The sequence below is a fragment of the Bacillus sp. S4 genome (assembly GCF_040838205.1).
Classification (GTDB): Bacteria; Bacillota; Bacilli; order Bacillales; family Bacillaceae_G; genus Bacillus_A; species Bacillus_A cereus_U.
Genome location: NZ_JBFPJI010000003.1, coordinates 39242 through 64121, shown reverse-complemented (window position 1 = coordinate 64121; position 24880 = coordinate 39242). Strand labels below are relative to the sequence as shown.

Genomic DNA, 24880 nt, shown 5'->3' with positions numbered 1-24880 from the left:
AATCTATAATGAATATATATGCGACGTTTGCTTCGCTGATAAATAAAAGAACCCATAAAATAATGGTTGTTAGATGAACTGAGACGCCACGTCCCTTCAAAATTTCAGCTACATCACGACAACTTAAAAAACAGCAATAGTAGTCAACGGCTATCAATACAATATCTTTCTCGAATTGTTTTCCTTTAAAACATTTCAGTATTTATGTAATTAAATTCCATTAACCTATATATATAACTAGTCCAAAAAAATATATATGCATATCATGTTATAGTAAAGAATTTAGGAAATCCTAAGAAGGAGGCATTTTCATGTTTGAAGATAAATCTAAAATAAATTACCCATATGAATTTACTGAAACTACAACAGTTCCTCTAAAGAACCCCATTGATAAAAAATTCAAGAACGGCACAGGTACACATAACTTCCCAATAACAAAACACTACAAAGAAAAAGTTCTATATACTGAAAAAATTAATAATAATAAAAATAAATAATTCTATAGCGCATCATTGCGACCATGCACAGTTACGTTTTAAGTAGTGCCTAAATCTTGATTTTACAGCTCACACACCCTTTAAAAAGGAGAGTTTACTGGAAAACTCTCCTTTTTAAAATTGCTGATATACCACGCTTTTTTCATTCTTAGTAGGATTTGATAACAGGATAAAGTAACCATAGCCAAGAAATTAATTCCTTCAAAAATGAATAAATACTAAAAAACAAAATACCTTTATAACCTCTTAAATACTCTTTCCAATTCTTATTTCAAAACTAAACTGATTCACACTCATTGAACAATAACAAATCTACATAAAAAAAGGAGAGCAACTAATTACTGTTGCTCCCTTTGCAATCTAACTTTATCTTTATTAAATCCAAAACATTTTAGAAGAAAACAACTTCCCCTACATAACCCTCTTAAACATCTTCTCCAACTCATAAGTAGAATGATGCACAAGAATCGGTCTCCCGTGCGGGCATGTGTATGGATTTGTTGTTGTGCGCAGCTCTTCAAGTAAAGCAAATATTTGATCGTTCGTTAAATATTGATTTGCTTTTATGGAAGCTTTACAGCTCATCATGATGGCTGCTTCTTCTCGTAGTTTTTTTATATCTACTTTTTTTAGTTTGACAACTTGCTCCATCATTTCATCGATGATTTCTGTTTCTTGTCCTTTCGGGAACCACGTTGGGTGCGAACGGACGATAAAGGATTGATGGCCAAACTGCTCTAAAAATAGTCCAACTTTTTTTAATTCTTCTAACTGCTCTTCGACACGTAAAAATTCGGTAAGAGATAAATCAATACGGTACGGTACAAGTAGTTCTTGTACTTCTTGCGTAACTCGTCCCACTTTATCACGGAAATATTCATAATTGATGCGTTCCTGTGCTGCGTGCTGATCAATCATATATAAGCCTTTATCATTTTGAGCGAAAATATATGTTCCGTGCATTTGTCCAATTGGATAAAGCGGTGGTAAGTCATTCCCGTTCATTTCAATCTCTTTTATTCCCCCGACTTCTTCTTCTAATTCCTCTAGTTCAAAGTCTTCTTCGTTACTGTTCCATGATTTCTCTTCCCGAATTGGTTCTTCAATTATCGGTTTAGTAGATGGCTGCCAACTTTGTTCTTCTCTTACGAGCGACTGTGGTGGCTGCCATTCTTGCTTCGGCGGTTGCCAAAGTTGCGCTGGCTGTTTTACAGTCGTTGTTTCTTCTTGTTTCTCATCCATTCCAGTCGGTAAAACGATGTTGGGCACCTGTGGTTCTTTCGGTTTTGTATGCTCAAACTGGAACTGCCCTTGCACACTTTCGTCTTTTTCTTTTTTCTTCGTTGTTACTCCTGCATCTGGAATGAGCTGTATTTTTTTGAATGCATCTTGCAATGTTTCTTCGATAAGTTTTAGCAATTCTTGTTCTTTACTAAAGCGAACTTCTAATTTTGCTGGATGTACGTTGACATCAACAAGCATTGGATCCATTTCAATTGATAAGAAGCCGATTGGGTATCGTCCGATTGGCAGTAACGTATGATATCCTTGCTGAATTGCTTTCATTAATACGAAATTTCGAACGTAACGGCCATTTACAATCGTTGACATATAGTTACGAGACGCTCTCGTTACTTCTGGCAATGTTACATAACCTTTAATGGTAAAGTCTAGAGACTCAGCTTCAATCGGAATCAGCTTCTTCGCAACTTGAATGCTGTAAATCGATGCAAGTACTTGTCTTACATCACCGTTTCCTGATGTATGAAGCAATTTCTTTTCATTATGAAACAGTTTTAACGATACTTCTGGATGAGACATTGCAATACGATACACGATATCTGTAATGTTCCCAAGCTCTGTATGAATAGTTTTCATATATTTAAGGCGCGCTGGTGTATTAAAGAATAAGTTTTGTACTGTAATATCTGTTCCTTTTCGGCTCGCCGTTTTCTCTTGTCTTATAATGTCTCCACCTTTAATAATAAGGTGTGTACCAGGCGCATCACCTGTGCTTGTGATTAATTCTAATTCACTTACAGAAGCAATACTCGGCAGGGCCTCTCCGCGGAAACCGAGCGTTCTTATACGAAATAGATCATTTTCATCTTTAATTTTGCTCGTTGCGTGGCGTTCAAATGCAACGATACAATCTTCTTCTGCAATGCCATCTCCATTATCAATGATGCGAATTTTCGATAACCCAGCTTCTTCTAAGTGGATTTCAATAGATGTACTATTCGCATCGATGGAATTTTCCACGAGTTCTTTTACAACTGAGGCAGGGCGCTCTACTACTTCCCCTGCCGCAATTAAATTAGAGAGTTGATCATCGAGTTTGCGAATTTTCCCCATCTACTTACTCATCCTTTCTTTAACTTTTTCTGTAAACGATACAGTTCATTCATCGCTTCTAAAGGCGTCATATCGAGTAAATCAATCTTTTTAATTTGTGCCAGTACTGCCGTTTCTTTTTGATCGAGCACAGGCTTGTCTTGTTTTTTCGAAGACTGTTCTCCTCCAAAGAAAGATAGTTGTGATTCTTCGTCTGTCTCTTCTTGTATTTTTGCCGGTTCTTCTTTTACAACAACTGGTTCTGGAGCAACTTCTTGTACTTTCACTTCTACTCGTTTCGGAATAATAATTTCTTCCTGTCCTTCTAGTTGTGCTAACACTTCTTTCGCTCGAGCGATTAAGCTATCTGGAAGCTCCGCAAGTTGAGCAACGTGAATTCCGTAACTTTTATCAGCCGCTCCATCTTGAATTTTATGAAGGAAAACTACTTTTCCATTCTCTTCAATTGCTGAAACATGTACATTCTTTAGTTGGTCTAAATTTTCTTCTAACACTGTTAATTCATGATAATGTGTAGAGAATAATGTTTTCGCACCAATTTGGTCATGAATATGTTCAATGATTGCTTGTGCAAGTGCCATACCATCATACGTAGATGTACCGCGTCCAATTTCATCGAATAAAATTAAACTTCTTTCTGATGCATTTGCAATTGCATTTTTCGCTTCTAACATTTCAACCATAAATGTACTTTGACCTGAGATTAAATCATCCGCTGCACCAATTCTCGTAAAGATTTGATCGAAGACAGGTAATACTGCTTCTGTCGCTGGTACGAAGCAACCAATTTGTGACATAACAGTAACAAGTGCTAATTGTCTCATATACGTACTTTTACCAGACATGTTCGGTCCTGTAATTAAAAAGACATCCATCTTCTCCGGCATAATACAATCATTCGGTACATACAATTTCCCGTTCAATACTTTTTCAACGACAGGATGACGACCATCTTTAATAAAGATTTCGCGCTTAGTTGTTAAAACAGGTTTTACAAACTGCTCTTCTTCACTAACTGTCGCAAAGCTTTGCAGTACGTCTAGTTCACTAATTACTTTCGCTAAGTGTTGCAATTTCGGTATGAATACTTTTACTTCTTCGCGAAGTGCTGTAAATAAATCGTATTCTAATTGTACAATTTTCTCTTCTGCTTCTAAGATTAATGTTTCTTTTTCTTTTAGTTCATCTGTTATGAAACGCTCTGCATTTGCAAGTGTTTGTTTACGCTCATAGCGCCCTTCTGGAAGTGCTGCAAGATTCGCCTTCGTCACTTCAATATAGTAGCCGAAAATACGGTTGTACCCAATTTTTAATGATTTAATCCCTGTAATATCACGCTCTCGTTTTTCAAGCTCAGCAATCCACGTTTTTCCGTTTTTACTAACGTAACGATATTGATCAAGCTTGTCATTATAACCGTCTTTAATAATATCTCCATCTTTAATAGAAAGCGGTGGGTTTTCTTGAATACTTCTTCCTAGTAATTCAGTTAAGCTCTCACACGGATCCGCACCTTGAATTAACCTTGCTGCATAAGCATTATCTAAAAGACTAATCGCTTCTAAAATAGCTGGTACTTGCAGTAAAGAACGTCTTAACTGTAATAAGTCCCGTGCATTTACATTACCAAATGCAACTTTCCCTGCTAAACGCTCTAAATCATATACTTCTTTTAACTTTTCTTTTAAATCTTCACGTAAAAAGTAATCATTTACAAACGTTTCAACCATTTCTAAACGCTCTTCAACTTTTTCTTTCTGGATAAGTGGACGTTCCATCCACTGTTTTAACATACGCCCACCCATAGCCGTTTTTGTTTTGTCTAATAGCCATAATAATGAGCCTGTCTTTTCCTTCGTGCGAAGAGTCTCTGTTAACTCTAAATTGCGTTTTGAATGCACATCAATTTTCATAAATTGATTCGTGTAATAAATTTCTACTGGTTGCAAGTGATCTAACGAACGTTTTTGTGTTCTTATCACATAGTTAAATAAGCGTCCAATTGCTTTAATTAATTTTGCTTGGGAAACATTTTTCACAAGATGTTCTAATCCTTCTGGAATAGTTGTTGCATCTTCATACGAAATCGTCATTTTTAATGTTTCAGTTAATTTATTTAATTCATCTTTTGAAAATGTAGAATCTACAACAATTTCTTTTGAACCAGTTGCATACACTTCTAATAAAATATCTTCTACTGAACCTGTTAACAACGTCACTGTATTTTGTCCAGTCGTTAAGTCATTGCAAGCTAGCGCATAAGATCCATCTTCGAAATGTGTTAATGCTGCTAAGAAGTTATTCTCTTTCTCGTCTATTGTACGCCCTTCCATCATCGTTCCTGGCGTAATTAGTTGTACTACTTCACGGCGCACTACACCTTTAGCTGTTTTTGGATCTTCCACTTGCTCACAAACAGCTACTTTATATCCTTTTTCAACAAGTTGTTCAATATAATTTTTAGCTGCATGATGCGGTACACCGCACATCGGTATACGATCACTACTACCACCATCTCGGCTCGTTAATGTAATTTCAAGTTCATGAGCTGCTTTAACCGCATCCTCAAAGAACATTTCATAAAAATCACCTAATCGGAAAAATAAAAAGGCATCTTGATAGTCTGCCTTAACCTTTAAGTATTGCTGTATCATAGGCGTATATTGCGTCATGTCTTTCCTCCATAATTCTTACATAATAATCTATATTCATATATGTCACACTTCACGGACACCCATATCTCCTATTCCAGGAGTCTTTCCTCATTATAGCACATTTCATAAGGAATCATGGTCATTCAGCACCACTTATGTACTGTAAAAAGCTAGGAAGAACTTCTCCCTAGCTTTCTCTTACTCTTCTTCTGCGTCAACGATAAAGTTCGGATCTAATTCTTCAAATTCATCATCATCGACTTGGAAATCCTCGTCTGATTCTACGCAACCTTCAGGATTTACACTTACACAAATTTTCGTTTCCCCAACTACTTCTGTTACAAATTCACGTTCTACCGTCACAACAATTTTATTACCATTTGGCGATACAAGAGCTTCTAAACAATTTGGCGGCTGAATTACACGAGCGATAATTTCTAAATCGTCACCAGAAAAGTTTTTGTCACGATAACCAATGCTTACTTCATCATTGTAGTTAACACGCTCTGTTACAACTTCAGTCTTTGTGTTTCCATCAAATGAATACCAAGTGTTTACATCATAGAAACCTTCAATTTCCACATGTTTCCCATTCTTTCTCGCTTCGTACGAATGGTTAATTACCCAGCACCCTAAAATACTTGTTGGCTCATTATTCGATTCACATGTATGCGTTGACTTTGTATACTTACGTCCTTTTCCAACCACTGCTTTTGTAATAATCTCTCTAAATTCGGACATTCGTAACCCTCCTCAATCACTATTCACTTAATCATATGCGTGACAATAGCGGAATGTGTCATTCTTTTTTTTGAGAAGAATTTACAATATAACTCACTAAAAAAAAGAGATGTCAATAAGACATCTCTTTAACAACCACAATTTCCTTTTTTACTTTCTACCGCTGCACCAGTTTCACCCTTCAATACATCGCCACCAGTTGAAACTAATATTTCATCTGTTACATTGTTAGAAATGGTACTAGCAACTAACTGTAGTAAGTCATTTACATATGTTTGTGAAGATTTAAACTCCTGTACAACTGGGATATTATCCAACTTATCTTGAAGCGCATCAATTTCAGCTTCTACTTTTTTCAAAGCTTCCCATTTCCCATAATGTTGCAAGTTTACTGCTTGTTTTTGCAAAGCTTTTATTTCATCAATTGCTCGCTTTACATTTTCATTTTTATGAATTTGTGCTTCTGCTCGCTTAAAAAAATCGACTTCTTCTGTTTCAGAGATCATTTTTGCTAATTCTTTCGCTTGCTCAACAATTTCATCTTTCGTATATACTTTCATCTATTATTTCACCTCAATCGGTTCCTTAACCAATTTCCCGTTAAGAGACCAAGTTTTTGCTTCCGTTACTTTTACTTTCACAAGCTGACCAATTAAAGATTTTGAAGCAACAAAGTTTACAAGTTTATTCGTACGTGTGTATCCTGCAAGTACTTCAGGGTTATTCTTACTTTCTCCATCAACTAATACTTCTACAATTTGTCCTATATAGCGCTTATTCTTATTAACTGCATATTCATTCACTAGTGTATTTAAGCGTTGTAATCGCTCTTTCTTCACTTCCATCGGCACATTATCCTGCATTTTTGCAGCTGGTGTACCTTCACGCGGAGAATAAATAAATGTAAATGCCGTATCAAATCCTACTTCACGATATAACGACATCGTCTCTTCAAACTGCTCATCCGTTTCATTTGGGAAACCAACGATAATATCAGTCGTTAGTACTGCATTCGGAATGGTTTCTTTAATTTTTCGTACAAGCTCTAAATAGTGTTCTCGCGAATATTTACGCGCCATAATTTTAAGCATATCTGTACTACCAGATTGAACTGGTAAGTGGATATGTTCTACTAGGTTACCACCTTTTCCAAGAACATCAATTAAATGATCATCAAAATCACGTGGATGGCTTGTTGTAAAACGAATACGTGCGATATCGATTTTACGAAGTTCATCCATTAAATCGCCAAGACCATATTGTATATCTTCAAAGTCTTTACCGTATGCGTTTACGTTTTGTCCAAGTAACGTAATTTCTTTATAACCGTTCGCAGCTAAATGGCGAATTTCTTTAATAATATCTTCTGGACGTCTGCTGCGCTCTTTTCCGCGTGTATACGGTACAATACAATATGTACAGAACTTATCACAGCCATACATAATATTTACCCAAGCTTTAATATCACCACGACGTACTTTCGGAAGGTTTTCAATTACATCCCCTTCTTTTGACCAAACTTCAACTACCGTCTCTTTTGAGAACATTGCGTCCTTTAAGATATACGGTAATCTATGAATATTATGTGTACCAAACACCATATCTACATGCTGATTTTTTTGCATAATTTTATTTACAACAGATTCTTCTTGAGACATACAACCACATACACCAATTAAAAGATCCGGATTTCTTCGCTTTAATGATTTTAAATGACCAAGTTCACCGAACACTTTATTTTCAGCATTTTCACGAATTGCACAAGTATTTAATAAAATCACATCTGCCTCTTCAGTTGAAAAAGTTGGCTCATATCCAAGTGTTGTAAAAATCCCAGCCATTACTTCTGTATCATGTTCATTCATTTGACAGCCGTATGTACGAATGTAAAACTTTCTTCCTGCGCCAAAATTGCGGAACTCTTCAGGTAAGCCAAAATCTCGTTCAATTTTAACTTCTTCTTTCCCACGCTTTTTCGCCAATTTCAAGGAAGGTGGTTGGTATACACTTTCAAAGTATTTACTATAATCTTTCTCTTCTTTTTTCGTAGAGGAATTTGCTTGTCGACTTGCTAATCGTTGTTGCTCGTTCATCGGTAATCTCCTTTCACCCTTAACTATACACACTCTGTAGTCCATTTTACTGCGCTTAGACCCATCTCAATGATGTTAGATAGCTTGAGAGATAACTTGCCCTTTGAAACTTGAGTAATCGATCTAATCATCCGTAAGAATGAAGTCTTCCCCACACAAATAGACATTCCCTTTTATTATTTCATCTTGTCCTACCCAAAAGCATATTGCTTTATCCCTATACACATTATCATAGTATAGAGCCTTTAGCCAACTTTAACGAAGAAGAAGCCTTATCCTATATTACATTTCACAGTTAATGAACATGCTATTTTTATACAACGATTTATATATTATTTTATCATTCTGAATTTTCTAAGTAAACAAATCTATTAATTATTTTTATTCACTCAAAAAGAAGGTTGCCAAGTGGCAACCTTCTCTCCGATCATTACATAAATTCAGCAACAAGCTCATCAAACATTTTCTGATCCATATTTAAATCAGCTTGCACTAAAGGCTTTTCACTATAGTCTTTTACAAGCTCTTGGTAAGAAGGCTGCTTTGTATTTTGATAAATTAAACCTGTTACTAACCCGTTCTTTTCCATTAATGTTTGCATAGCCATCATGCGGTTAGATGGATCATATCCTTCTACTGTACTTAGTTTCGTTAAATTCTCTTTAAACCAATCATAAGTATTTACTTTATTGTAAGTAACACATGGACTAAATACATTAATTAATGAAAAGCCTTTATGGTTAATACCAGCTTCAATAATTTGCGTCAATTCTTTTAAATCACTTGAAAAGCTTTGCGCCACAAATGTCGCACCAGCTGTTAATGCCATTTCCATAACATTTAGTGATGGTTCAATTGAACCTTGTGGTGTACTTTTCGTTTTAAATCCAGCTTCACTACGTGGTGAAGTTTGACCTTTTGTTAATCCGTAAATTTGGTTATCCATTACGATGTACGTAATATCAATGTTACGACGAATAGAATGGATCGTATGTCCCATACCAATCGCAAAACCATCACCGTCACCACCGGATGCAATAACTGTTAAATCACGATTTGCCATTTTCACACCTTGTGCAATCGGAAGAGCACGTCCGTGAATACTATGCAAACCATATGAATTAATATACCCTGAAATACGACCTGAACAGCCGATACCAGAAATAACAGCTAGCTCATCTGGATTTAAACCAACGTTAGCTGCCGCACGCTGAATCGCAGCCTGCACCGAGAAGTCTCCGCAACCTGGGCACCAGTTTGGTTTTACACTGTTACGAAAGTCCTTAAATGTTGCCATTTAATACAACCCCTTTTTTACATTCGTTGTAAATCTCTTTCGGCAAGAATGGATTTCCATCGTATTTTAAAAGATTAGAAATTTTCTCACCATTGCCAAGATTCATTTTCATAATGTTAGCAAGCTGACCAGTTGCATTGTTTTCTACTACTACAACACGCTTCGCTTTTTTCACAAGTGGATCGATTTCAGCTGTTGGGAACGGATGAATTAAACGTACATGGGCATGGTTTACTTTCATTCCTTCTTGTTCCAAACGCTGCATTGCCTCTTCGATCGCACCACGAGTTGAGTTAAAGCCAACTAACAATACGTCTGCGTCATCATGCTTAGCATTTTTGTAAATAGGGGTATTAAACTGCAAGTTCGCCATTTTACGGAAACGTTTGTCCATTTGATCTTTACGATTTAACGCTGATTCAGATGGTTTACCCGTTTCATCATGTTCTACACCTGTAACATGGTGAATACCATTTTTCATACCAGGTAAAACACGTGGTGAAACTCCATCTTCTGTTACTTCATAACGCTTGAAGTATGCTTTATTTTCACGTTCTGGTAATTCTATTTCTAAATCAAGCTTACCGCGACGAATTTCAACTTTATCTAACTTAAGTGGTTCTACTGTTTGCTTTCCTAAAGAAAGCTGTAGATCTGTTAAGAAGATAACAGGCACTTGATATTCTTCTGCTAAGTTAAACGCTTCTACAATATCATAGAAAGCTTCTTCAACTGTACTTGGCGCCATTACGATTTTTGGAATTTCACCATGCGTTCCGTAAATCATAGCCATTAAGTCAGACTGCTCTTGTTTTGTTGGTAAGCCCGTACTTGGACCACCACGTTGTGTATCAATGATAACTAGTGGTGTTTCAGTAATACCTGCTAAACCAATTGCTTCCATCATTAATGAAAGACCAGGACCAGCAGATGCTGTTAATGTACGAACACCAGCGTAGTTTGCACCGATCGCCATTGTACAAGCTGCGATTTCATCCTCAGTTTGGATTACTGTTCCGCCGACTTTCGGTAACTTTTTAATTAAATATTCCATAATTTCAGATGCAGGTGTGATTGGGTATGCGGACATAAAGCGAGCACCACCAGCTACCGCACCAAATGCGATTGCGTCGTTTCCAATCATAAACATGCGTTTCTTACCATCAGCTTTTTCAAGCTGCATCATGTTTACTTTCTCACCAAGCAATTCTTTCATATATTGAGAGCCGCGTTTAATTGCTTCCATATTCTTTTGAACGACTTGCTCCCCTTTACGACCAAAGATTTCTTCAACAACCTCTAAATAAGCTGTTTCGTCTAACCCTAATACCGAACTAGATGCCCCAACAGCAACCATATTTTTCATTAATGATGTGCCTAACTCTGAAGCAATATCTGTAAACGGTATCACATATAGATTTACATCTGTATTATCAGGTATTGTTGGATTAAATTTCGCATCCGCAACTACAATTCCGCCCGGACGTAGTTCGTGGAAGTTAAAATCAATTGTTTCTTGATCAAAAGCAATTAAAATATCTAAATCATCTGAGATCGCGCGTACTTCTGTTGTACTTACACGAATTTTATTATTTGTATGGCCGCCTTTAATACGTGATGAGAAGTGGCGGTAACCGTATAGGTAATATCCTAATCGGTTTAATGCAATACAGAAGATTTCCCCTGTACTTTCAATTCCTTCACCTTGTTGGCCTCCAACTTTCCATGAAAGTTGACTAATCATCTCCTACACCCCTTTTGGCTGCATTCATTGTAGTGTATTTTTTTACAGTATTAGTTTAGCATTTTTTATGCAAATAAACTACAATGGACGCAAATTATGCCTCTTCTGATTTCCCTTAATCTTTAGTATAATGCTATTTCGTTCACCATTCTAGTATTAGGTCTTAAAAAAATCAATAAATTACCGCGAGTAAAATTTATTTTTTCTGATTTTTTAGAAAATAATAATCAAAAAGTAATACAGTCAATAAAATTTTTATACAAAAAATGCTCTACCATTGATTCACTATACTTTTTACAAAGTTGGTTAATTATATTTTCATAATCCCTATATGCTTCTACACCTACAACAGTTTCTAAAATCCCATCAAAATCAGAACCAAACCCTATATTTTTTTCTCCACCTAATGAACAAATATATTCCACATGCCTTAATATATCTGCTATATTCGCTTGTCTTTCATTCGTTAAAAACTGTGGTACGAAAGTAATACCAATAATGCTATTTTTCTTTATAAGAGCTCTTATTTGTTCATCGGTTAAATTGCGTGGATGCCCACAAAGTTGATAACAGTTTGAGTGAGATGCAATTGGGTTTTCAGCAATTTCTATAACATCCCAAAAGCTTCTTTCATTTAAGTGAGACACATCCGTCCATAAATGTAACGTATTAAGTTCTTGTACAACCTGTCTACCAAATGTAGTTAAACCTGCCCCACGTGCCTCTAGCGCTCCATCCGCTAACAGATTGGCATAGTTCCATGTCAATCCAAAGGAACGTACACCTAAGCGATAAAACAAACGTAATTTCATCGCTTCTTTTCCAATTGCTTCGCATCCTTCTAATGTTAATAATGCTCCAATCTCGTCCTGTTTTAGCATGTTAATATCGTTTTTTGTCTGAATAAACTTCATTCCTGGTAGCGATAAAATTTCATTATGAAAAATATCTATCATTTGCAGCGCAACTTCAAAACGATTTTCATACGCTACTGTTTCTGGTACATATATAGCAAAGCATTGTATACTTCCTTTTCTTTTCTTTAATTGTTCAAATGTAATATGTAATTGTGAATCGTTTTGAAAGTCTTTTTTCCCCTTTGCACTCCATAACTGAAAGAGTACATCGCAATGCGCATCAAAAATTTTCATTTTCATTCCTCCATTACAAAAACAACCTGTTTGCATACATGCAAACAGGTTGTTTCAACTTAACGCGGTTCTACAATTAATTTTATTGCTGTACGCTCTTCACCATCAATCATAATATCTGTAAACGCTGGGATACAAATCAAGTCCAAACCGCTAGGCGCTACAAATCCTCTTGCAATTGCTACTGCCTTTACCGCTTGGTTCAATGCACCTGCACCAATAGCTTGAATTTCTGCTGTTCCGCGTTCGCGAATAACACCTGCAAGTGCACCAGCTACAGAATTAGGGACCGACGTTGCTTTAACTTTTAATATTTCCATTCCGCGTTTCCTCCTCGTTTCTATAAAAAGTAATAGCAATTATTTCACTTTAACTTATATTCACGAGGAATGACACGTATTCCTGCTAAATCCCTGTAATTTTTCTAAAAAATTAAAATATAAAAAATCCTCTAACTTTTCGTTAAAAATCAATCAAAAAACGGCTGGTCATCATTAATTAAAATACGCTCAATTTTCTTCGCTTTCCCTGTATTAGGATCCACATCAATTAACACTGCACTTAATTGCGTTCTACCATTCGTCACTTCAAAACGTACTGGTAAGTTCGTTAAAAACTTCTTCAATACCGCTTCGCGATCCATACCTAAAATCCCATCATATGGGCCTGTCATACCAACATCTGTAATATAAGCTGTTCCGCTTGGTAAAATACGATTATCAGCTGTAGGAACGTGTGTATGTGTACCTACTACCGCTGTAGCACGACCGTCTACGTACCAACCTAACGCCTGCTTCTCACTTGTTGTTTCAGCATGAAAATCAACAAAGATAATGTTTGTACGTTTTTTTGCAATGCTGATCAACTCATCCACTTTACGGAATGGACAATCGATTGGAGGAAGGAAAGTACGTCCTTGTAAGTTAATAACTGCAACTTCTGTTCCATTACAATTTACAAAGATAAGCCCTTTTCCCGGCGTCCCTTCTGGGAAGTTAGCTGGTCTTGCAAGATATTTTGCATCATCAATAAACTCAAATACTTCACGGTTATCCCAAGCATGGTTTCCAAGCGTAACCGCTTGTGCCCCGCACTCTAAAAAGTTTCGATATATTTTTTCCGTAATTCCACGTCCACCCGCAGCATTTTCTCCATTAATAATTGTTACTGTAGGTGTATATTTTTTCTTTAAAGCCGGTACGTACTGTTGAATCATGTCTCTACCAGGAGATCCTACTACATCCCCAACAAATAATATTCTCATATGTCTTACCCTTTCTATGTACTACATTTTTTATTACCATACTATAACGTGAAGCTATTTTCTTACAACAGTTACAATTTATCTATTATAAGTTTCTTTCACTTGCATACTGCTCATAAAGTGAAACTATAATCAGTGGGGCGTTAACGGGCAGTTTATCCCCCACCTAATTTCTTTGCTCAAGCCGAATTTTGAGGTGGGAGTTTTACTACCCGTTAACGCGGGATAAATAGTTTTTTTATTTTACCCAATTCCAACACAAAAAAATAAAGTGGTGTTTCACCACTTTATTTTGCGTATTCCACTGCACGTGTTTCACGAATAACAGTTACTTTAATATGTCCTGGATAATCCAGTTCATTTTCAATACGTTTTCGAATATCACGAGCTAAACGATGAGCTTCTAAATCATCAATTGTATCTGGTTTTACCAGAATACGAACTTCACGTCCTGCTTGAATTGCGAAAGATTTTTCTACGCCTTCATAAGACTCTGAAATTTCTTCTAACTTTTCAAGACGACGAATGTAGTTCTCAAGCGTTTCACTACGAGCCCCCGGTCTTGCAGCTGATAATGCATCTGCTGCTGCAACTAGAACTGCAATGATAGAAGTTGGTTCTGTGTCACCATGGTGAGATGCGATACTGTTTATTACAACAGGATGCTCTTTATATTTCGTTGCGAGTTCAACACCAATTTCAACGTGACTACCTTCTACTTCATGATCGATTGCTTTTCCGATATCATGTAATAGACCAGCACGTCTTGCTAGTTTTTCATCCTCACCAAGCTCCGCTGCCATAAGTCCAGTTAAGTATGCAACTTCCATAGAGTGTTTTAAGACGTTTTGTCCATAACTTGTACGGTATTTTAAACGACCTAAAATTTTAATTAAATCTGGATGTAAGCCATGAACACCCACTTCAAACGTTGTTTGCTCTCCGACTTCACGAATATACTCGTCCACTTCACGTCTTGATTTTTCGACCATCTCTTCAATACGCGCTGGGTGAATACGTCCGTCCTGTACTAGTTTATCAAGAGCGATACGAGCTGTTTCACGACGAATCGGGTCAAATCCAGATAGAATTACCGCTTCTGGTGTATCATCGATAATAAGGTCAATACCTGTTAACGTTTCTAACGTACGAATATTACGACCTTCACGTCCGATAATACGTCCCTTCATTTCGTCATTTGGAAGATTTACAACCGAAACGGTTGTTTCAGCAACATGATCAGCTGCACATCTTTGCATTGCAAGAGATAAAATCTCTTTTGCCTTCTTATCCGCTTCTTCTTTCGCGCGAACTTCACTTTCTTTTACCATAACGGCAATTTCATGAGAAACTTCACTTTCCACTTTACCAAGAATAATTGCTTTCGCTTGTTCGCGGGTCAGATTGGAAATGCGCTCTAATTCTGTTTGTTGCTTTTGAACTAACTCTCCCACTTTGCTTTCCAACTCTTCAATCTGTTGTTGTTTCGCTACAAGAGATTCCTCTTTCTTTTCTAACTGTCGCTCGCGCTTATCGAGCGTTTCGTCTTTACGATCAAGGTTCTCTTCTTTTTGCATTAAACGATTTTCTTGTTTTTGTAATTCGCTTCTACGGTCACGAATTTCTAATTCAGCTTCTGTACGAAGTGTATGAATTTCATCCTTTGCTTCTAAAAGCGCTTCTTTCTTAAGTGCTTCAGCATCACGATTCGCTTCGTCTAGAATACGTTTTGCTTCATTAGCTGCACCATTAATCTTCGCTTCAGCAATAGACTTTCGAACAAAAAAGCCAACAACTGCACCGACTGTTGCAAGCAAAATGGAGATGAGTATCCAAACTGTACTACTCATGATTTCACCTCCCCTTGCTATGAATGAAAAAAGACTGTCGGCATGTACATTGAATTACAACGTACAGCAAAGACCGTCGTCCCGCTTTTTTAAGGGACTTTCTTCATTTCACAATTAAAATGTCATATTATTATTTCGGCAAGATTTAAGTCTTACTCCGAATATTACTTCTCTTCTTGAGAAGAGTGTATCGTATATAAGAAAAAATATACATTCTCATTGTATCTATCGCAATTTTCATTGTCAAGCGTTGTCTACTTTTACTTTCTTTACCTTCAGCCCTGAATCTTATATGGATTAAAAAAACAGACGGCATATTATCCTGGAAAACCTTAGAAAATCCCAATTCATTCACTTAAAATATATGAATATTCCCCTTTACACATAGCCTTTTGGACAGAATAAATATTTTATCTCCAGCTATATACAACGCTTTCATAGTGGATTAAAAAAATAAAAGACACGGTCCCGTGTCTTTTATTTTTTAATCTTGACGAGTTGAATCTTCCGTGTCTTCAACACCAGAGTTTTCACCAATTCCGTGATGTTCACGAACAAAGAAGGCAATTTCCTCTCTTAAATCCGTATTCTCTTTTAAGAATTGCTTCGAATTTTCACGACCTTGCCCTAAGCGTTCTTCATTATAAGAGTACCAAGCACCGCTCTTTTGAACGATATCAAGTTCAGAAGCCATATCTAAGATTTCACCTTCTCTTGAAATACCTTCTCCGTACATAATATCAACTTCAGCAACGCGGAATGGCGGTGCTACTTTATTTTTAACTACTTTTACTTTCGTTTTATTACCAACGATGTCATTACCTTGCTTTAATTGCTCAGCACGACGTACTTCAAGACGGACAGTTGAATAGAATTTCAACGCACGACCACCTGGAGTTGTTTCTGGGTTCCCGAACATAACCCCAACTTTTTCACGAATTTGGTTGATAAAGATTGCGATTGTTTTTGATTTGTTGATTGCACCTGAAAGTTTACGAAGTGCTTGTGACATTAAACGTGCTTGTAAACCAACGTGAGAGTCACCCATGTCCCCTTCGATCTCAGCTTTCGGTACAAGAGCTGCTACAGAGTCAATTACGATAATATCAACCGCGCCACTTCGTACAAGTGCTTCTGCGATTTCTAGTCCTTGCTCCCCTGTATCAGGCTGTGATAATAGTAATTCATCTATGTTAACACCTAATTTTTGTGCATATACAGGATCCATTGCATGCTCCGCATCAATGAACGCTGCTTGTCCACCTTGACGCTGTACTTCCGCGATTGCGTGTAATGAAACTGTTGTTTTACCTGAACTTTCAGGTCCATAAATTTCAATAACACGACCACGTGGGTATCCGCCTACCCCTAGTGCCACATCAAGTGCTAAAGAACCACTTGAAATTGTAGAAATTCTACGCTCCGCTTGTTCTCCTAATTTCATAATTGAACCTTTACCGAATTGCTTCTCTATTTGTTTTAACGCCATATCTAATGCCGCTTGACGATCGCTCATTCAAAATTCCTCCTTAACTAAATTGCTAATCTTATTATACCTATTTTCAATTCAATTTGCCAACAAAAATCGAACATTTATTCGATTTTTTTATTTTAGATCGAATAAAACTAGGTTTTCCAACAAAAAAAACTAGAAGAAATTTATATCTCTTCTAGCTTTTTAAATAAATGATAAAATCCATATTTTGTAGAGCGTTCTCTAATTTGTTGACGACTTCCACTTAAATTAAGCGAGAAGACTACAGCTGGTTCATCTTTAATCGCCAATCCAATAAATACGGTTCCTGGTTCTTTATACTCTGAAGCATCCGGTCCTGCCACCCCAGTGAAACTAATCCCGATATCTGCTTTTAACAGTTTCTTTACATTTTCAGCAAGATAACGAGCACACTGTTTACTAACCGCGCCGTCAGTGCGTAACACTTCTTCAGGCACATGTAAAATTTGTTGCTTCACATCATTTTGATAACAAATGACACCGCCTTTAAATACAGACGAGACGCCAGCATTTTCTGTTACTTGATTTCCAAAAAGACCACCTGTTAAACTTTCTGCACATGCTAAAGTTAACCCTTTTTCCTTCAATAGCCTTATTGCCTTGTAATGAAGGAAATCTTGGTCATATCCGTAGAAAAATTCTCCTACTCTTTCTAAAATCAAATCTTCCACATGCTGAATCAGTTTCTCCGCCTCATCAGCATTTTGATGTTTGGCAGTTAAACGTAATGTCACTTCTCCATCATTTGCGAGTGGTGCAATGGTTGGGTTCGTTTGACCATCAATTAAATCTTGAACTTTCACTTCTAATTGAGATTCCCCAATACCAAAAAAACGAAGAACACGAGAATAAATATTTTCCCCCGTTGTAAACTTACATAAAAAAGGCTCTACGTAACTTATATACATCGGCTTCATTTCTTTTGGTGGTCCTGGTAATAAAATATAAACTTTTCCGTTCTTATTTAACCCCATACCAGGCGCCATACCGTGATCATTCGCAAATACAGTCGATCCATTTAAAACGAGCGCCTGCTTTTTATTATTCTCCGTAAATTCACGGCCTGTACGCTTAAAATAATCGCTTATCGATGTTAATGCCTTTTCATCATACACAAGCTCTTCATCTAAATTAGATGCTATTGTTTCTTTCGTTAAATCATCTTTTGTCGGTCCTAATCCACCTGTAAAAATGAGCATATCAGCTCGTTCTTCAGCCAATTCAATTGCCTTCTGTAATCGCTTGTTATTATCCCCAACAACAGTATGGTAGTACACGTTAATTCCGATTGAAGCTAACTTTTCAGATAAAAACTGGGCATTTGTATTTGCAATTTGTCCAAGTAATAATTCCGTTCCAACCGCAATAATTTCAGCATTCATCCCAATTCCCCCATAAACTTCTATTTTGAGTTTACAAAAGCATCTTTATTTTTCCAGAAATAATCCCATCCTGAAATAACGGTAAAGAATAATGCAATCCATATGAAAATATCTGCAACTGGAATATGAAGTAAACTTAACGGTACATCATGTAATAAGTATGCTGCAATCGCAATAATTTGTGTCCATGTCTTAATTTTCCCTAGCTGATTTGCTGCAACTACTTCCCCTGTCCCAGCAAGCACAAGGCGTAAACCTGTTACTGCAAACTCACGGCTTATAATTACAATAACGATCCAAGCAGGTACATATTGCATCTCTACCAATGTGATAAGTGCTGCAGAAACAAGTAATTTATCTGCTAACGGGTCAAGAAATTTCCCTAAATTCGTTACAAGATTATATTTCCTTGCATAATATCCATCAATCCAATCTGTAGCTGCAGCAATTATAAAGATTAGTGCTCCTACTAAATGTTGAATTGGTAAATTGACATCACCAATTGTATATGAGCCCCAGTTAAAGGGCGCTAGCATAATTACCATAAAAATTGGAATTAAGCAGATTCTAGATATTGTAATTTTATTTGGTAAATTCACAGCTATTCCTCCATCATGTCAAAAACATTTGTTCATTGAAAAAAGTCATCGAAGCGATGACTGTTATTGCGCAGGTTGCCCTATCCCTTGGTTTTTTATCACCAATCTTTGGTGATATTCTTTTTCTGGATCTAATGGGAAAGTAACCACTTGGCCATTCAGTTTAATTTCAACATTCGGTGCACTTCCAATATTAAGCCGCACTTCTTTTACTGTTGATAAATCACGTTTTTCTGTTTGACCACTTTGTACTGTAGTGTTTAGAATTTCGTTACCCGCATCATCTTTAACATCTACATAGCTTGCACCCTTCGCTGAAATTTCCAGTTCTAATGTTTTATTATTATGAATTTCCAAAGTAGATACCTTACCACTCGTTCCAACTACCTTCACTTCTTGTTGTCCAGTTGGTTGCACTGGTTGTTCCTCTTTCTTTGGCTCTTCTTTCTTTGGCTCTTCTTTTTTTGGTTCTTCCGCTTTCACTTCATCTTTCTTCGTATCTAGCGGAGAATCTTTTGCTTTTTGAACTTCAATTTTCTCACTTTGAGCATTCGGAACTTGTCTATCATCTTTTCCAGTTAACGCTTGAATAACAAACCAGACTACCACTCCAAATGCGATTACTAACAACACAATCAAAATTTTTGGCATATGATCTGCAATTGGCCATGATGAAGATTTTTGCATTGTTTCTTGTGTTTTTTGTCCAGTTGATACTTGTGGAACTTCACGATTTTCAGATTGTGGTATCGTACTCTGATATTCTACAAGCAGTTCCTCTCCATTTAATCCAACAGCATCTGCATATTGTTTAATGAATGCACGCGCATAAAAAGCTCCTGGCAACACATCATAATTGCCTTCTTCAATCGCTACTAAATGGCGTTTTTGAATTTTTGTAATCTCATGCAGCTGATCAATAGATAAGCCTTTCGCTTCTCTTGCTTCTGTCAGCTTTTGTCCTAATTCCGTCACTACTAACACCTCAATATTTCTTTAAAAGTCGAACATAGAGAAATTGTTTTTCGTACCTTGCTCAATTTCATCTACTAAATTATATTGAATTTCTTCATCATAATCGTTACGCAATTCGATAATATAATCAAAATCATCCAATGTGTATTCTGACTGACTCACAAACACATCCGGATGTTCCACAACTTTCGTTGCAGGCAATCTCATGATTTCACGAACGAGCTGCCAGTGTCTTTCATTGGCACGCTTTGTCGACACAATTCCATCTAGTATGAAAATATTATCGTCGCTATACTCATCTTCAATCAATTGGCTACGAACAGTTTGCTTAATGAGAGTAGATGATACGAATAACCATCTCTTATTTGCACAAACACTTGCGGCAACAATAGATTCTGTTTTTCCGACACGAGGCATTCCTCGTATCCCAATTAATTTATGACCTTCTTTTTTCATTATCTCCGCCATAAAGTCTACAAGCAATCCTAATTCATCACGCACAAATCGAAATGTTTTCTTATCATCTGCATCTCGTTGTATGTACCTACCATGTCTAACTGCTAGCTTATCTCTAAGCTTTGGCGGACGATATTTCGTTACCGTTATATTATCCATCGTATTTAAAATTGATTCAAGTCTAGAGATTTGTTCTTGATTATCACACATAAGCAAAAGTCCACGTCGTGCATTATCTACACCATTAATTGTGACAATATTGATGCCAAGCATACCGATTAACGAAGAAACGTCACCAAGTAAGCCAGGTCGGTTTTTATGTATTTCATATTCAAAATACCATTCAATCATCCAAGATCACTCCCCTACGCTTACTTTACACCTACGTACTATATTATATGATTTCACCTTAATAGGGAAGCTAAATGTATAATCTATTCCTCCTAATTACTATACAAAAAAAGTAGAGAGGAGCTTCTCCTCTCTACTTTTACTTATGTTGTACAAACTTCACCATTAAATTTGCGATTGTATGTTGCTCTTGTTCATCAGCAACTTTCCAAAGCTCAGACAATAATTTTTCTTGATCGTTGCGCGCTTCTACTTCATTTGCTAAATAATCACCAACACGAAATGCCATATCTGATACGGCACCACCATCAAGCCCTTTTCCCCCCGCTTGTTCTAAACGTTCTCCTAAAAAGCTCTTCCACTGATCAAAATTATCTAACACTGACATGTTTAAGCACCTCACTATTTTAGTAATATAATCATGCTTAATTTGTGCATTTTTTTATTTTTTATGTAAGAAATTTTTAGCAATGCCAACCGCCATTGACTCCAATAATTTGCCCCGTAATATAAGAAGCTCCTGGCGAAACAAGGAAAGAGATTGTTTTTGCTACCTCTTCGGGTAGTCCTATTCTACCTAATGGAATATCTTCAGCAATTTCATTTTTATCATCTTCTGAAAATACATGTAACATTTCTGTTTCGATCGCACCTGGCGCTACCGCATTAACGCGCAATCCACTTAAAGAAACTTCTTTCGCTAAAGCCTTCACATATGAATTTTGTGCACCTTTTACCATTGAGTACAGCACCTCACAAGACGCTCCTATTTGCCCCCAAATAGATGAAATAATGACAACATTACCACTTCTCCGCCCAATCATTGGTGGAAGTGCCATCGATAGAAGTCTATATAAACTCTTTACTTGAAGCTCCACCATATAATCTAATTCTTCATTAGTAACATCTGTTACTAATCCAAAGATACTCTTTCCAGCTGCGTATACAATAACATCAATAGGATGTTCGATTTGTCCCCACAATTTCTCCGCTCCATCGATAGAAGCTAAATTTGCTTGCACAGGAATCACTACATCAAATTCCTTTTGTAACTCCTTTACCTTCTCTTCGCTTTTATTGTAATGAATATAGACTGTGTAACCATCCTCAATTAACTGCTTCGAAATAGCAGAGCCAATCCCTCCGCTTCCTCCAGTTACTAATGCATACTTTTTCATAAATTCCCTCTCTTATCTTTTATGTATAAATAAATAATACCCTCATCTTACCATTTGGCAATAACCAAACGTTAGATGAGGGATATAGATACTGCGTTTTTCATTCACATATTACTTCACTTTTTTGGTAACACTTGGCAGACACTCATTTTCTCTTCAATTAATAATGTTTTTGCTGCTTGTTGTAGGTCTTGAACAGTTAATCCTTCTAACACTGTAAGAGCATCAAATAAACTAGATTCATTAAACGCATATCGTGTAAACTGATTTGCAATATATTCAGGTGAATTCAACGATCGTAAAAATCCGCCAATTTTCTTTTTCTTCACCCGTTCCAGCGCATTCTCATCTAACTGATCATAATTCGTTTGTAGTAAAATACCTTTTAATTGTTCTGCCAATTCATCAGGTTGCTTCGTATCTCCACCAACCATTGCAAAACCGAAGTTATTTTCTTCTGTATAGTCATACGAGAACGAATCATCAATAAGACCTTCATTATATAAAGATTCGTAATGAACTGACCCTTTTCCAAATAAATAATCTAAAAGTAATGTAAGCGCAATTTCTTGTTTTAAAAGGGCTTGCCCTTTTTCTTTTAAATTCGTTGCCTTAATACCAACTAAACATTTTGGAGTTTGGACTGGCATTGAAATAATCTTTTTCTTTTCATTTACTTCTTCTGGTTCCTCTTCAAAAGAACGAACAATTTCCGGTTGATTTTCGTAATCTTTTTTCGCTTGATTTTCACGAACTAAATCCATTGTTTTTTCAGGATCAATCGCTCCAACAACAAATAATAACATGTTGCTTGGATGGTAAAAAGTCTCATAACATTCATACAGTAGGTCTTTTGTAATTTTACTAATAGACTCAATCGTCCCTGCAATATCAATTTTAATTGGATGTTTCACAAACAAACTATCGATTAACCCAAAGTATAAACGCCAGTCTGGGTTATCTTGGTACATTTGAATTTCTTGACCGATAATACCTTTTTCTTTTTCAACCGTTTTTTCAGAGAAATACGGTTCTTGTACAAAGTCTAACAACGTATTTAAATTGCTTTCTACATTTGATGTACAGGAAAAGAGATAAGCGGTTCTTGTAAAAGATGTAAAAGCGTTCGCTGAAGCACCTTGTTTACTAAACAATTGAAACGCGTCATGGTCCTCTTTTTCAAACAATTTATGCTCAAGGAAATGAGCAATTCCATCTGGTACACGAGTCATGTCTTCTTTTCCAAGCGGAACAAATGTATTATCAACAGAGCCGTACTTCGTCGTAAATGTTGCAAATGTTTTGTTGAAGCCTTGTTTCGGTAAGATATATACGTCTAATCCATTCGGAAGTTTTTCATAATATAGCGTCTCTTTTAATTGCTCATACACAATTTTCTCCATTTATTCTCCCTCCGTTCCATGTAAAAAGTAAATTGTATCTAGTTCAATATTATTAGCAACTTTCACAATTTCTTCTTTCGTCACGCTTTCGATGCCCGTTAGCCATTCTTCAACTGGACGCGTACGCTCTGAAATCACCCCGTGATAAAGCATTTCAACAAAACCACGTGGTGTATCAATTGCCTCTAAGATTTGATTTTGAATTACACTTTTCGTTTGCTGAATCTCTTCCTCTGAAAAATCACCACTTTGCATTGCTTTCATCTGTTCTTTAATTATTTCAACAGCTTTTTCAAAGTTCTTCGCTTCAATCCCAGACATAACGAAGAGCAAACCTTTATGACTTTCAAATCTCGATGCTGCATAGTACGCTAAACTATTTTTTTCACGGACATTTACGAATAACTTCGAATGAGAAAACCCTCCAAATAATCCGTTAAACAATTGTAATGCAAAATAATCTTCATCTTTATACGTAATGAATGTGCGATAGCCGATATTTAATTTACTTTGCTTTAGTTCTTGTTTTTCAACAATTTCTTTTTCTTCATTATTTCGTTTATGAAGAAGTACATTTCTTTCTTTCCTAGCGCGAGGTGAAATCGAAAAATACTTATTTATAAGCTCCACAGCATCTTCTGAAATGTCACCAATGATATATAAATCCATTTCATCTTCAGCTAACACTTTTTGATAATATTGATACAAACTTTCATTTGTAATAGAAGCAACACTCTCTTTTTTCCCATTTGCACTTAAGCGATATGGTTCTACTTTGCACATTTCTTCAATTAAACGCTCGTTTGCATAACGCATTTTATCATCATAAGTAGCTTCAATTCGTTGCAAGAGTGCTCGTTTCTCACTTTCTACAATAGAAGATAGAAAACCGTCCCCTTCTGTCGCTGGATGTAAAACAATATCAGATAACATAGAAAGCGCCTTTTCAAATAACGGTGGTGCATCGCGTAAATATGTTTCATTTGCAATGTCTACATAAATAGAGATGATATGGTCTTCCCCTTTTTTACTTACATCTACCGCTAAAGAAGATCCATATAATTCTTCTAAATATTGACGAAGACGAATTACAGAAGGCAGTTTTTCTGTCGCACTTTGCAATACGTACGGCAATAGAGCACGCTCTGTCACCGTCTCCTCATTTAAAGGTGCTTTAAAACGAAATACAAAGGTATTTGTTTTAAATTTATCAGTCGGAATAATATGTACTCGCAAGCCACCTAATTCATGCAGTTGCTGTTCCATTAGTTTCATTAATAGCCCTCCTTTACGTATGTAGGAATATTCCTCTTCAATATACAGTTTTTAGAAATAAAAAATCAACTTTTCTTCCTTATTATGCTTACATTTGAT

The 24880-nt window shown here is 36.4% G+C and carries 21 protein-coding genes and 1 pseudogene; 1 reads left to right on the top strand and 21 read right to left on the bottom strand.

The features are described from left to right. Nucleotides 1–199: pseudogene (locus AB3X48_RS00950) on the bottom strand (hypothetical protein); the annotation flags it as partial. Between the two features lie 112 nt (nt 200–311). Between AB3X48_RS00950 and AB3X48_RS00945 the strand changes: the two are divergent. Further along, nucleotides 312–497 (top strand): hypothetical protein, encoded by a 186-nt coding sequence (locus AB3X48_RS00945; RefSeq protein ID WP_016105948.1) that lies wholly within the window; start codon nt 312–314, stop codon nt 495–497. Between the two features lie 411 nt (nt 498–908). Here the strand turns inward: AB3X48_RS00945 and mutL are convergent, their stop codons facing one another. The 20 genes from mutL to yfmF form a co-directional block, all read right to left on the bottom strand. Further along, nucleotides 909–2852, bottom strand: a complete 1944-nt coding sequence (mutL, locus tag AB3X48_RS00940; protein WP_016105949.1) for a DNA mismatch repair endonuclease MutL — start codon at nt 2850–2852, stop codon at nt 909–911. Between the two features lie 8 nt (nt 2853–2860). After that, entirely contained in the window at nt 2861–5524 is a 2664-nt protein-coding gene (gene mutS, locus AB3X48_RS00935; protein ID WP_016105950.1) for a DNA mismatch repair protein MutS, read from the bottom strand. 180 nt (nt 5525–5704) lie between these two features. Next, a complete protein-coding gene (gene cotE / locus AB3X48_RS00930; RefSeq protein ID WP_002014610.1) occupies nt 5705–6247 on the bottom strand; it encodes an outer spore coat protein CotE in 543 nt (180 codons plus the stop codon). A 128-nt stretch (nt 6248–6375) separates the two neighbouring features. Then, nucleotides 6376–6807 (bottom strand): YlbF/YmcA family competence regulator, encoded by a 432-nt coding sequence (locus AB3X48_RS00925; RefSeq protein WP_002033698.1) that lies wholly within the window; start codon nt 6805–6807, stop codon nt 6376–6378. A 3-nt stretch (nt 6808–6810) separates the two neighbouring features. Continuing rightward, nucleotides 6811–8340, bottom strand: a complete 1530-nt coding sequence (gene miaB / locus AB3X48_RS00920) for a tRNA (N6-isopentenyl adenosine(37)-C2)-methylthiotransferase MiaB (RefSeq protein ID WP_016105951.1) — start codon at nt 8338–8340, stop codon at nt 6811–6813. 430 nt (nt 8341–8770) lie between these two features. After that, on the bottom strand, nt 8771–9637 hold the full coding sequence (locus tag AB3X48_RS00915) for a 2-oxoacid:ferredoxin oxidoreductase subunit beta (protein ID WP_002088040.1): 867 nt from the start codon (nt 9635–9637) through the stop codon (nt 8771–8773). Continuing rightward, nucleotides 9624–11381, bottom strand: coding sequence for a 2-oxoacid:acceptor oxidoreductase subunit alpha (locus AB3X48_RS00910; protein ID WP_002160764.1), 1758 nt, complete (start codon nt 11379–11381; stop codon nt 9624–9626). Before AB3X48_RS00910 ends, AB3X48_RS00915 begins: the two co-directional genes overlap by 14 nt. A 227-nt stretch (nt 11382–11608) precedes the next feature. Further along, nucleotides 11609–12532 (bottom strand): dipeptidase, encoded by a 924-nt coding sequence (locus AB3X48_RS00905; RefSeq protein WP_002160763.1) that lies wholly within the window; start codon nt 12530–12532, stop codon nt 11609–11611. Between the two features lie 59 nt (nt 12533–12591). Then, a complete protein-coding gene (spoVS, locus tag AB3X48_RS00900; protein ID WP_000404341.1) occupies nt 12592–12852 on the bottom strand; it encodes a stage V sporulation protein SpoVS in 261 nt (86 codons plus the stop codon). A gap of 149 nt (nt 12853–13001) precedes the next feature. After that, nucleotides 13002–13796: a 2',3'-cyclic-nucleotide 2'-phosphodiesterase gene (ymdB, locus tag AB3X48_RS00895; protein WP_002014601.1), complete on the bottom strand. Its 795-nt coding sequence runs from the start codon at nt 13794–13796 to the stop codon at nt 13002–13004. A 287-nt stretch (nt 13797–14083) separates the two neighbouring features. Further along, entirely contained in the window at nt 14084–15646 is a 1563-nt protein-coding gene (rny, locus tag AB3X48_RS00890) for a ribonuclease Y (protein WP_002160762.1), read from the bottom strand. Nucleotides 15647–16130: 484 nt separating this feature from the next. Next, nucleotides 16131–17162 carry a recombinase RecA gene (gene recA / locus AB3X48_RS00885; RefSeq protein ID WP_002014599.1) on the bottom strand — a complete coding sequence of 344 codons (1032 nt, stop codon included), beginning with the start codon at nt 17160–17162 and terminating at the stop codon, nt 16131–16133. 143 nt (nt 17163–17305) lie between these two features. Continuing rightward, nucleotides 17306–18544, bottom strand: coding sequence for a competence/damage-inducible protein A (locus tag AB3X48_RS00880; RefSeq protein ID WP_016105952.1), 1239 nt, complete (start codon nt 18542–18544; stop codon nt 17306–17308). A 20-nt stretch (nt 18545–18564) separates the two neighbouring features. Continuing rightward, on the bottom strand, nt 18565–19143 hold the full coding sequence (gene pgsA / locus AB3X48_RS00875; protein WP_246907747.1) for a CDP-diacylglycerol--glycerol-3-phosphate 3-phosphatidyltransferase: 579 nt from the start codon (nt 19141–19143) through the stop codon (nt 18565–18567). Between the two features lie 63 nt (nt 19144–19206). After that, a complete protein-coding gene (locus AB3X48_RS00870; RefSeq protein WP_016105954.1) occupies nt 19207–20118 on the bottom strand; it encodes a helix-turn-helix domain-containing protein in 912 nt (303 codons plus the stop codon). A gap of 21 nt (nt 20119–20139) precedes the next feature. Next, a complete protein-coding gene (locus tag AB3X48_RS00865) occupies nt 20140–20925 on the bottom strand; it encodes a DUF3388 domain-containing protein (protein WP_002066761.1) in 786 nt (261 codons plus the stop codon). A 139-nt stretch (nt 20926–21064) separates the two neighbouring features. Continuing rightward, complete coding sequence (locus AB3X48_RS00860; protein WP_000114449.1) at nt 21065–21313, bottom strand: DUF3243 domain-containing protein; 249 nt, start codon at nt 21311–21313, stop codon at nt 21065–21067. 76 nt (nt 21314–21389) lie between these two features. Beyond that, the gene (gene ymfI / locus AB3X48_RS00855) at nt 21390–22103 is read right to left on the bottom strand and encodes an elongation factor P 5-aminopentanone reductase (RefSeq protein WP_016105955.1); all 714 of its coding nucleotides are present in this window, start codon (nt 22101–22103) and stop codon (nt 21390–21392) included. Between the two features lie 116 nt (nt 22104–22219). Next, on the bottom strand, nt 22220–23506 hold the full coding sequence (yfmH, locus tag AB3X48_RS00850; RefSeq protein ID WP_016105956.1) for an EF-P 5-aminopentanol modification-associated protein YfmH: 1287 nt from the start codon (nt 23504–23506) through the stop codon (nt 22220–22222). After that, nucleotides 23507–24781: an EF-P 5-aminopentanol modification-associated protein YfmF gene (yfmF, locus tag AB3X48_RS00845; RefSeq protein WP_016105957.1), complete on the bottom strand. Its 1275-nt coding sequence runs from the start codon at nt 24779–24781 to the stop codon at nt 23507–23509. Nucleotides 24782–24880: the final 99 nt, after the last annotated feature.

Coding starts and splice junctions, on each gene's coding strand:
- mutS (WP_016105950.1), bottom strand. CDS start 5,524: ATGACGCAATATACGCCTATGATACAGCAATACTTAAAGGTTAAGGCA.
- yfmF (WP_016105957.1), bottom strand. CDS start 24,781: ATGAAACTAATGGAACAGCAACTGCATGAATTAGGTGGCTTGCGAGTA.
- ymfI (WP_016105955.1), bottom strand. CDS start 22,103: ATGAAAAAGTATGCATTAGTAACTGGAGGAAGCGGAGGGATTGGCTCT.
- AB3X48_RS00865 (WP_002066761.1), bottom strand. CDS start 20,925: ATGATTGAATGGTATTTTGAATATGAAATACATAAAAACCGACCTGGC.
- mutL (WP_016105949.1), bottom strand. CDS start 2,852: ATGGGGAAAATTCGCAAACTCGATGATCAACTCTCTAATTTAATTGCG.
- AB3X48_RS00945 (WP_016105948.1), top strand. CDS start 312: ATGTTTGAAGATAAATCTAAAATAAATTACCCATATGAATTTACTGAA.
- yfmH (WP_016105956.1), bottom strand. CDS start 23,506: ATGGAGAAAATTGTGTATGAGCAATTAAAAGAGACGCTATATTATGAA.
- rny (WP_002160762.1), bottom strand. CDS start 15,646: ATGAGTAGTACAGTTTGGATACTCATCTCCATTTTGCTTGCAACAGTC.
- miaB (WP_016105951.1), bottom strand. CDS start 8,340: ATGAACGAGCAACAACGATTAGCAAGTCGACAAGCAAATTCCTCTACG.
- spoVS (WP_000404341.1), bottom strand. CDS start 12,852: ATGGAAATATTAAAAGTTAAAGCAACGTCGGTCCCTAATTCTGTAGCT.
- AB3X48_RS00910 (WP_002160764.1), bottom strand. CDS start 11,381: ATGATTAGTCAACTTTCATGGAAAGTTGGAGGCCAACAAGGTGAAGGA.
- cotE (WP_002014610.1), bottom strand. CDS start 6,247: ATGTCCGAATTTAGAGAGATTATTACAAAAGCAGTGGTTGGAAAAGGA.
- AB3X48_RS00915 (WP_002088040.1), bottom strand. CDS start 9,637: ATGGCAACATTTAAGGACTTTCGTAACAGTGTAAAACCAAACTGGTGC.
- AB3X48_RS00905 (WP_002160763.1), bottom strand. CDS start 12,532: ATGAAAATTTTTGATGCGCATTGCGATGTACTCTTTCAGTTATGGAGT.
- ymdB (WP_002014601.1), bottom strand. CDS start 13,796: ATGAGAATATTATTTGTTGGGGATGTAGTAGGATCTCCTGGTAGAGAC.
- AB3X48_RS00860 (WP_000114449.1), bottom strand. CDS start 21,313: ATGTCAGTGTTAGATAATTTTGATCAGTGGAAGAGCTTTTTAGGAGAA.
- AB3X48_RS00925 (WP_002033698.1), bottom strand. CDS start 6,807: ATGAAAGTATATACGAAAGATGAAATTGTTGAGCAAGCGAAAGAATTA.
- AB3X48_RS00880 (WP_016105952.1), bottom strand. CDS start 18,544: ATGAATGCTGAAATTATTGCGGTTGGAACGGAATTATTACTTGGACAA.
- recA (WP_002014599.1), bottom strand. CDS start 17,162: ATGAGCGATCGTCAAGCGGCATTAGATATGGCGTTAAAACAAATAGAG.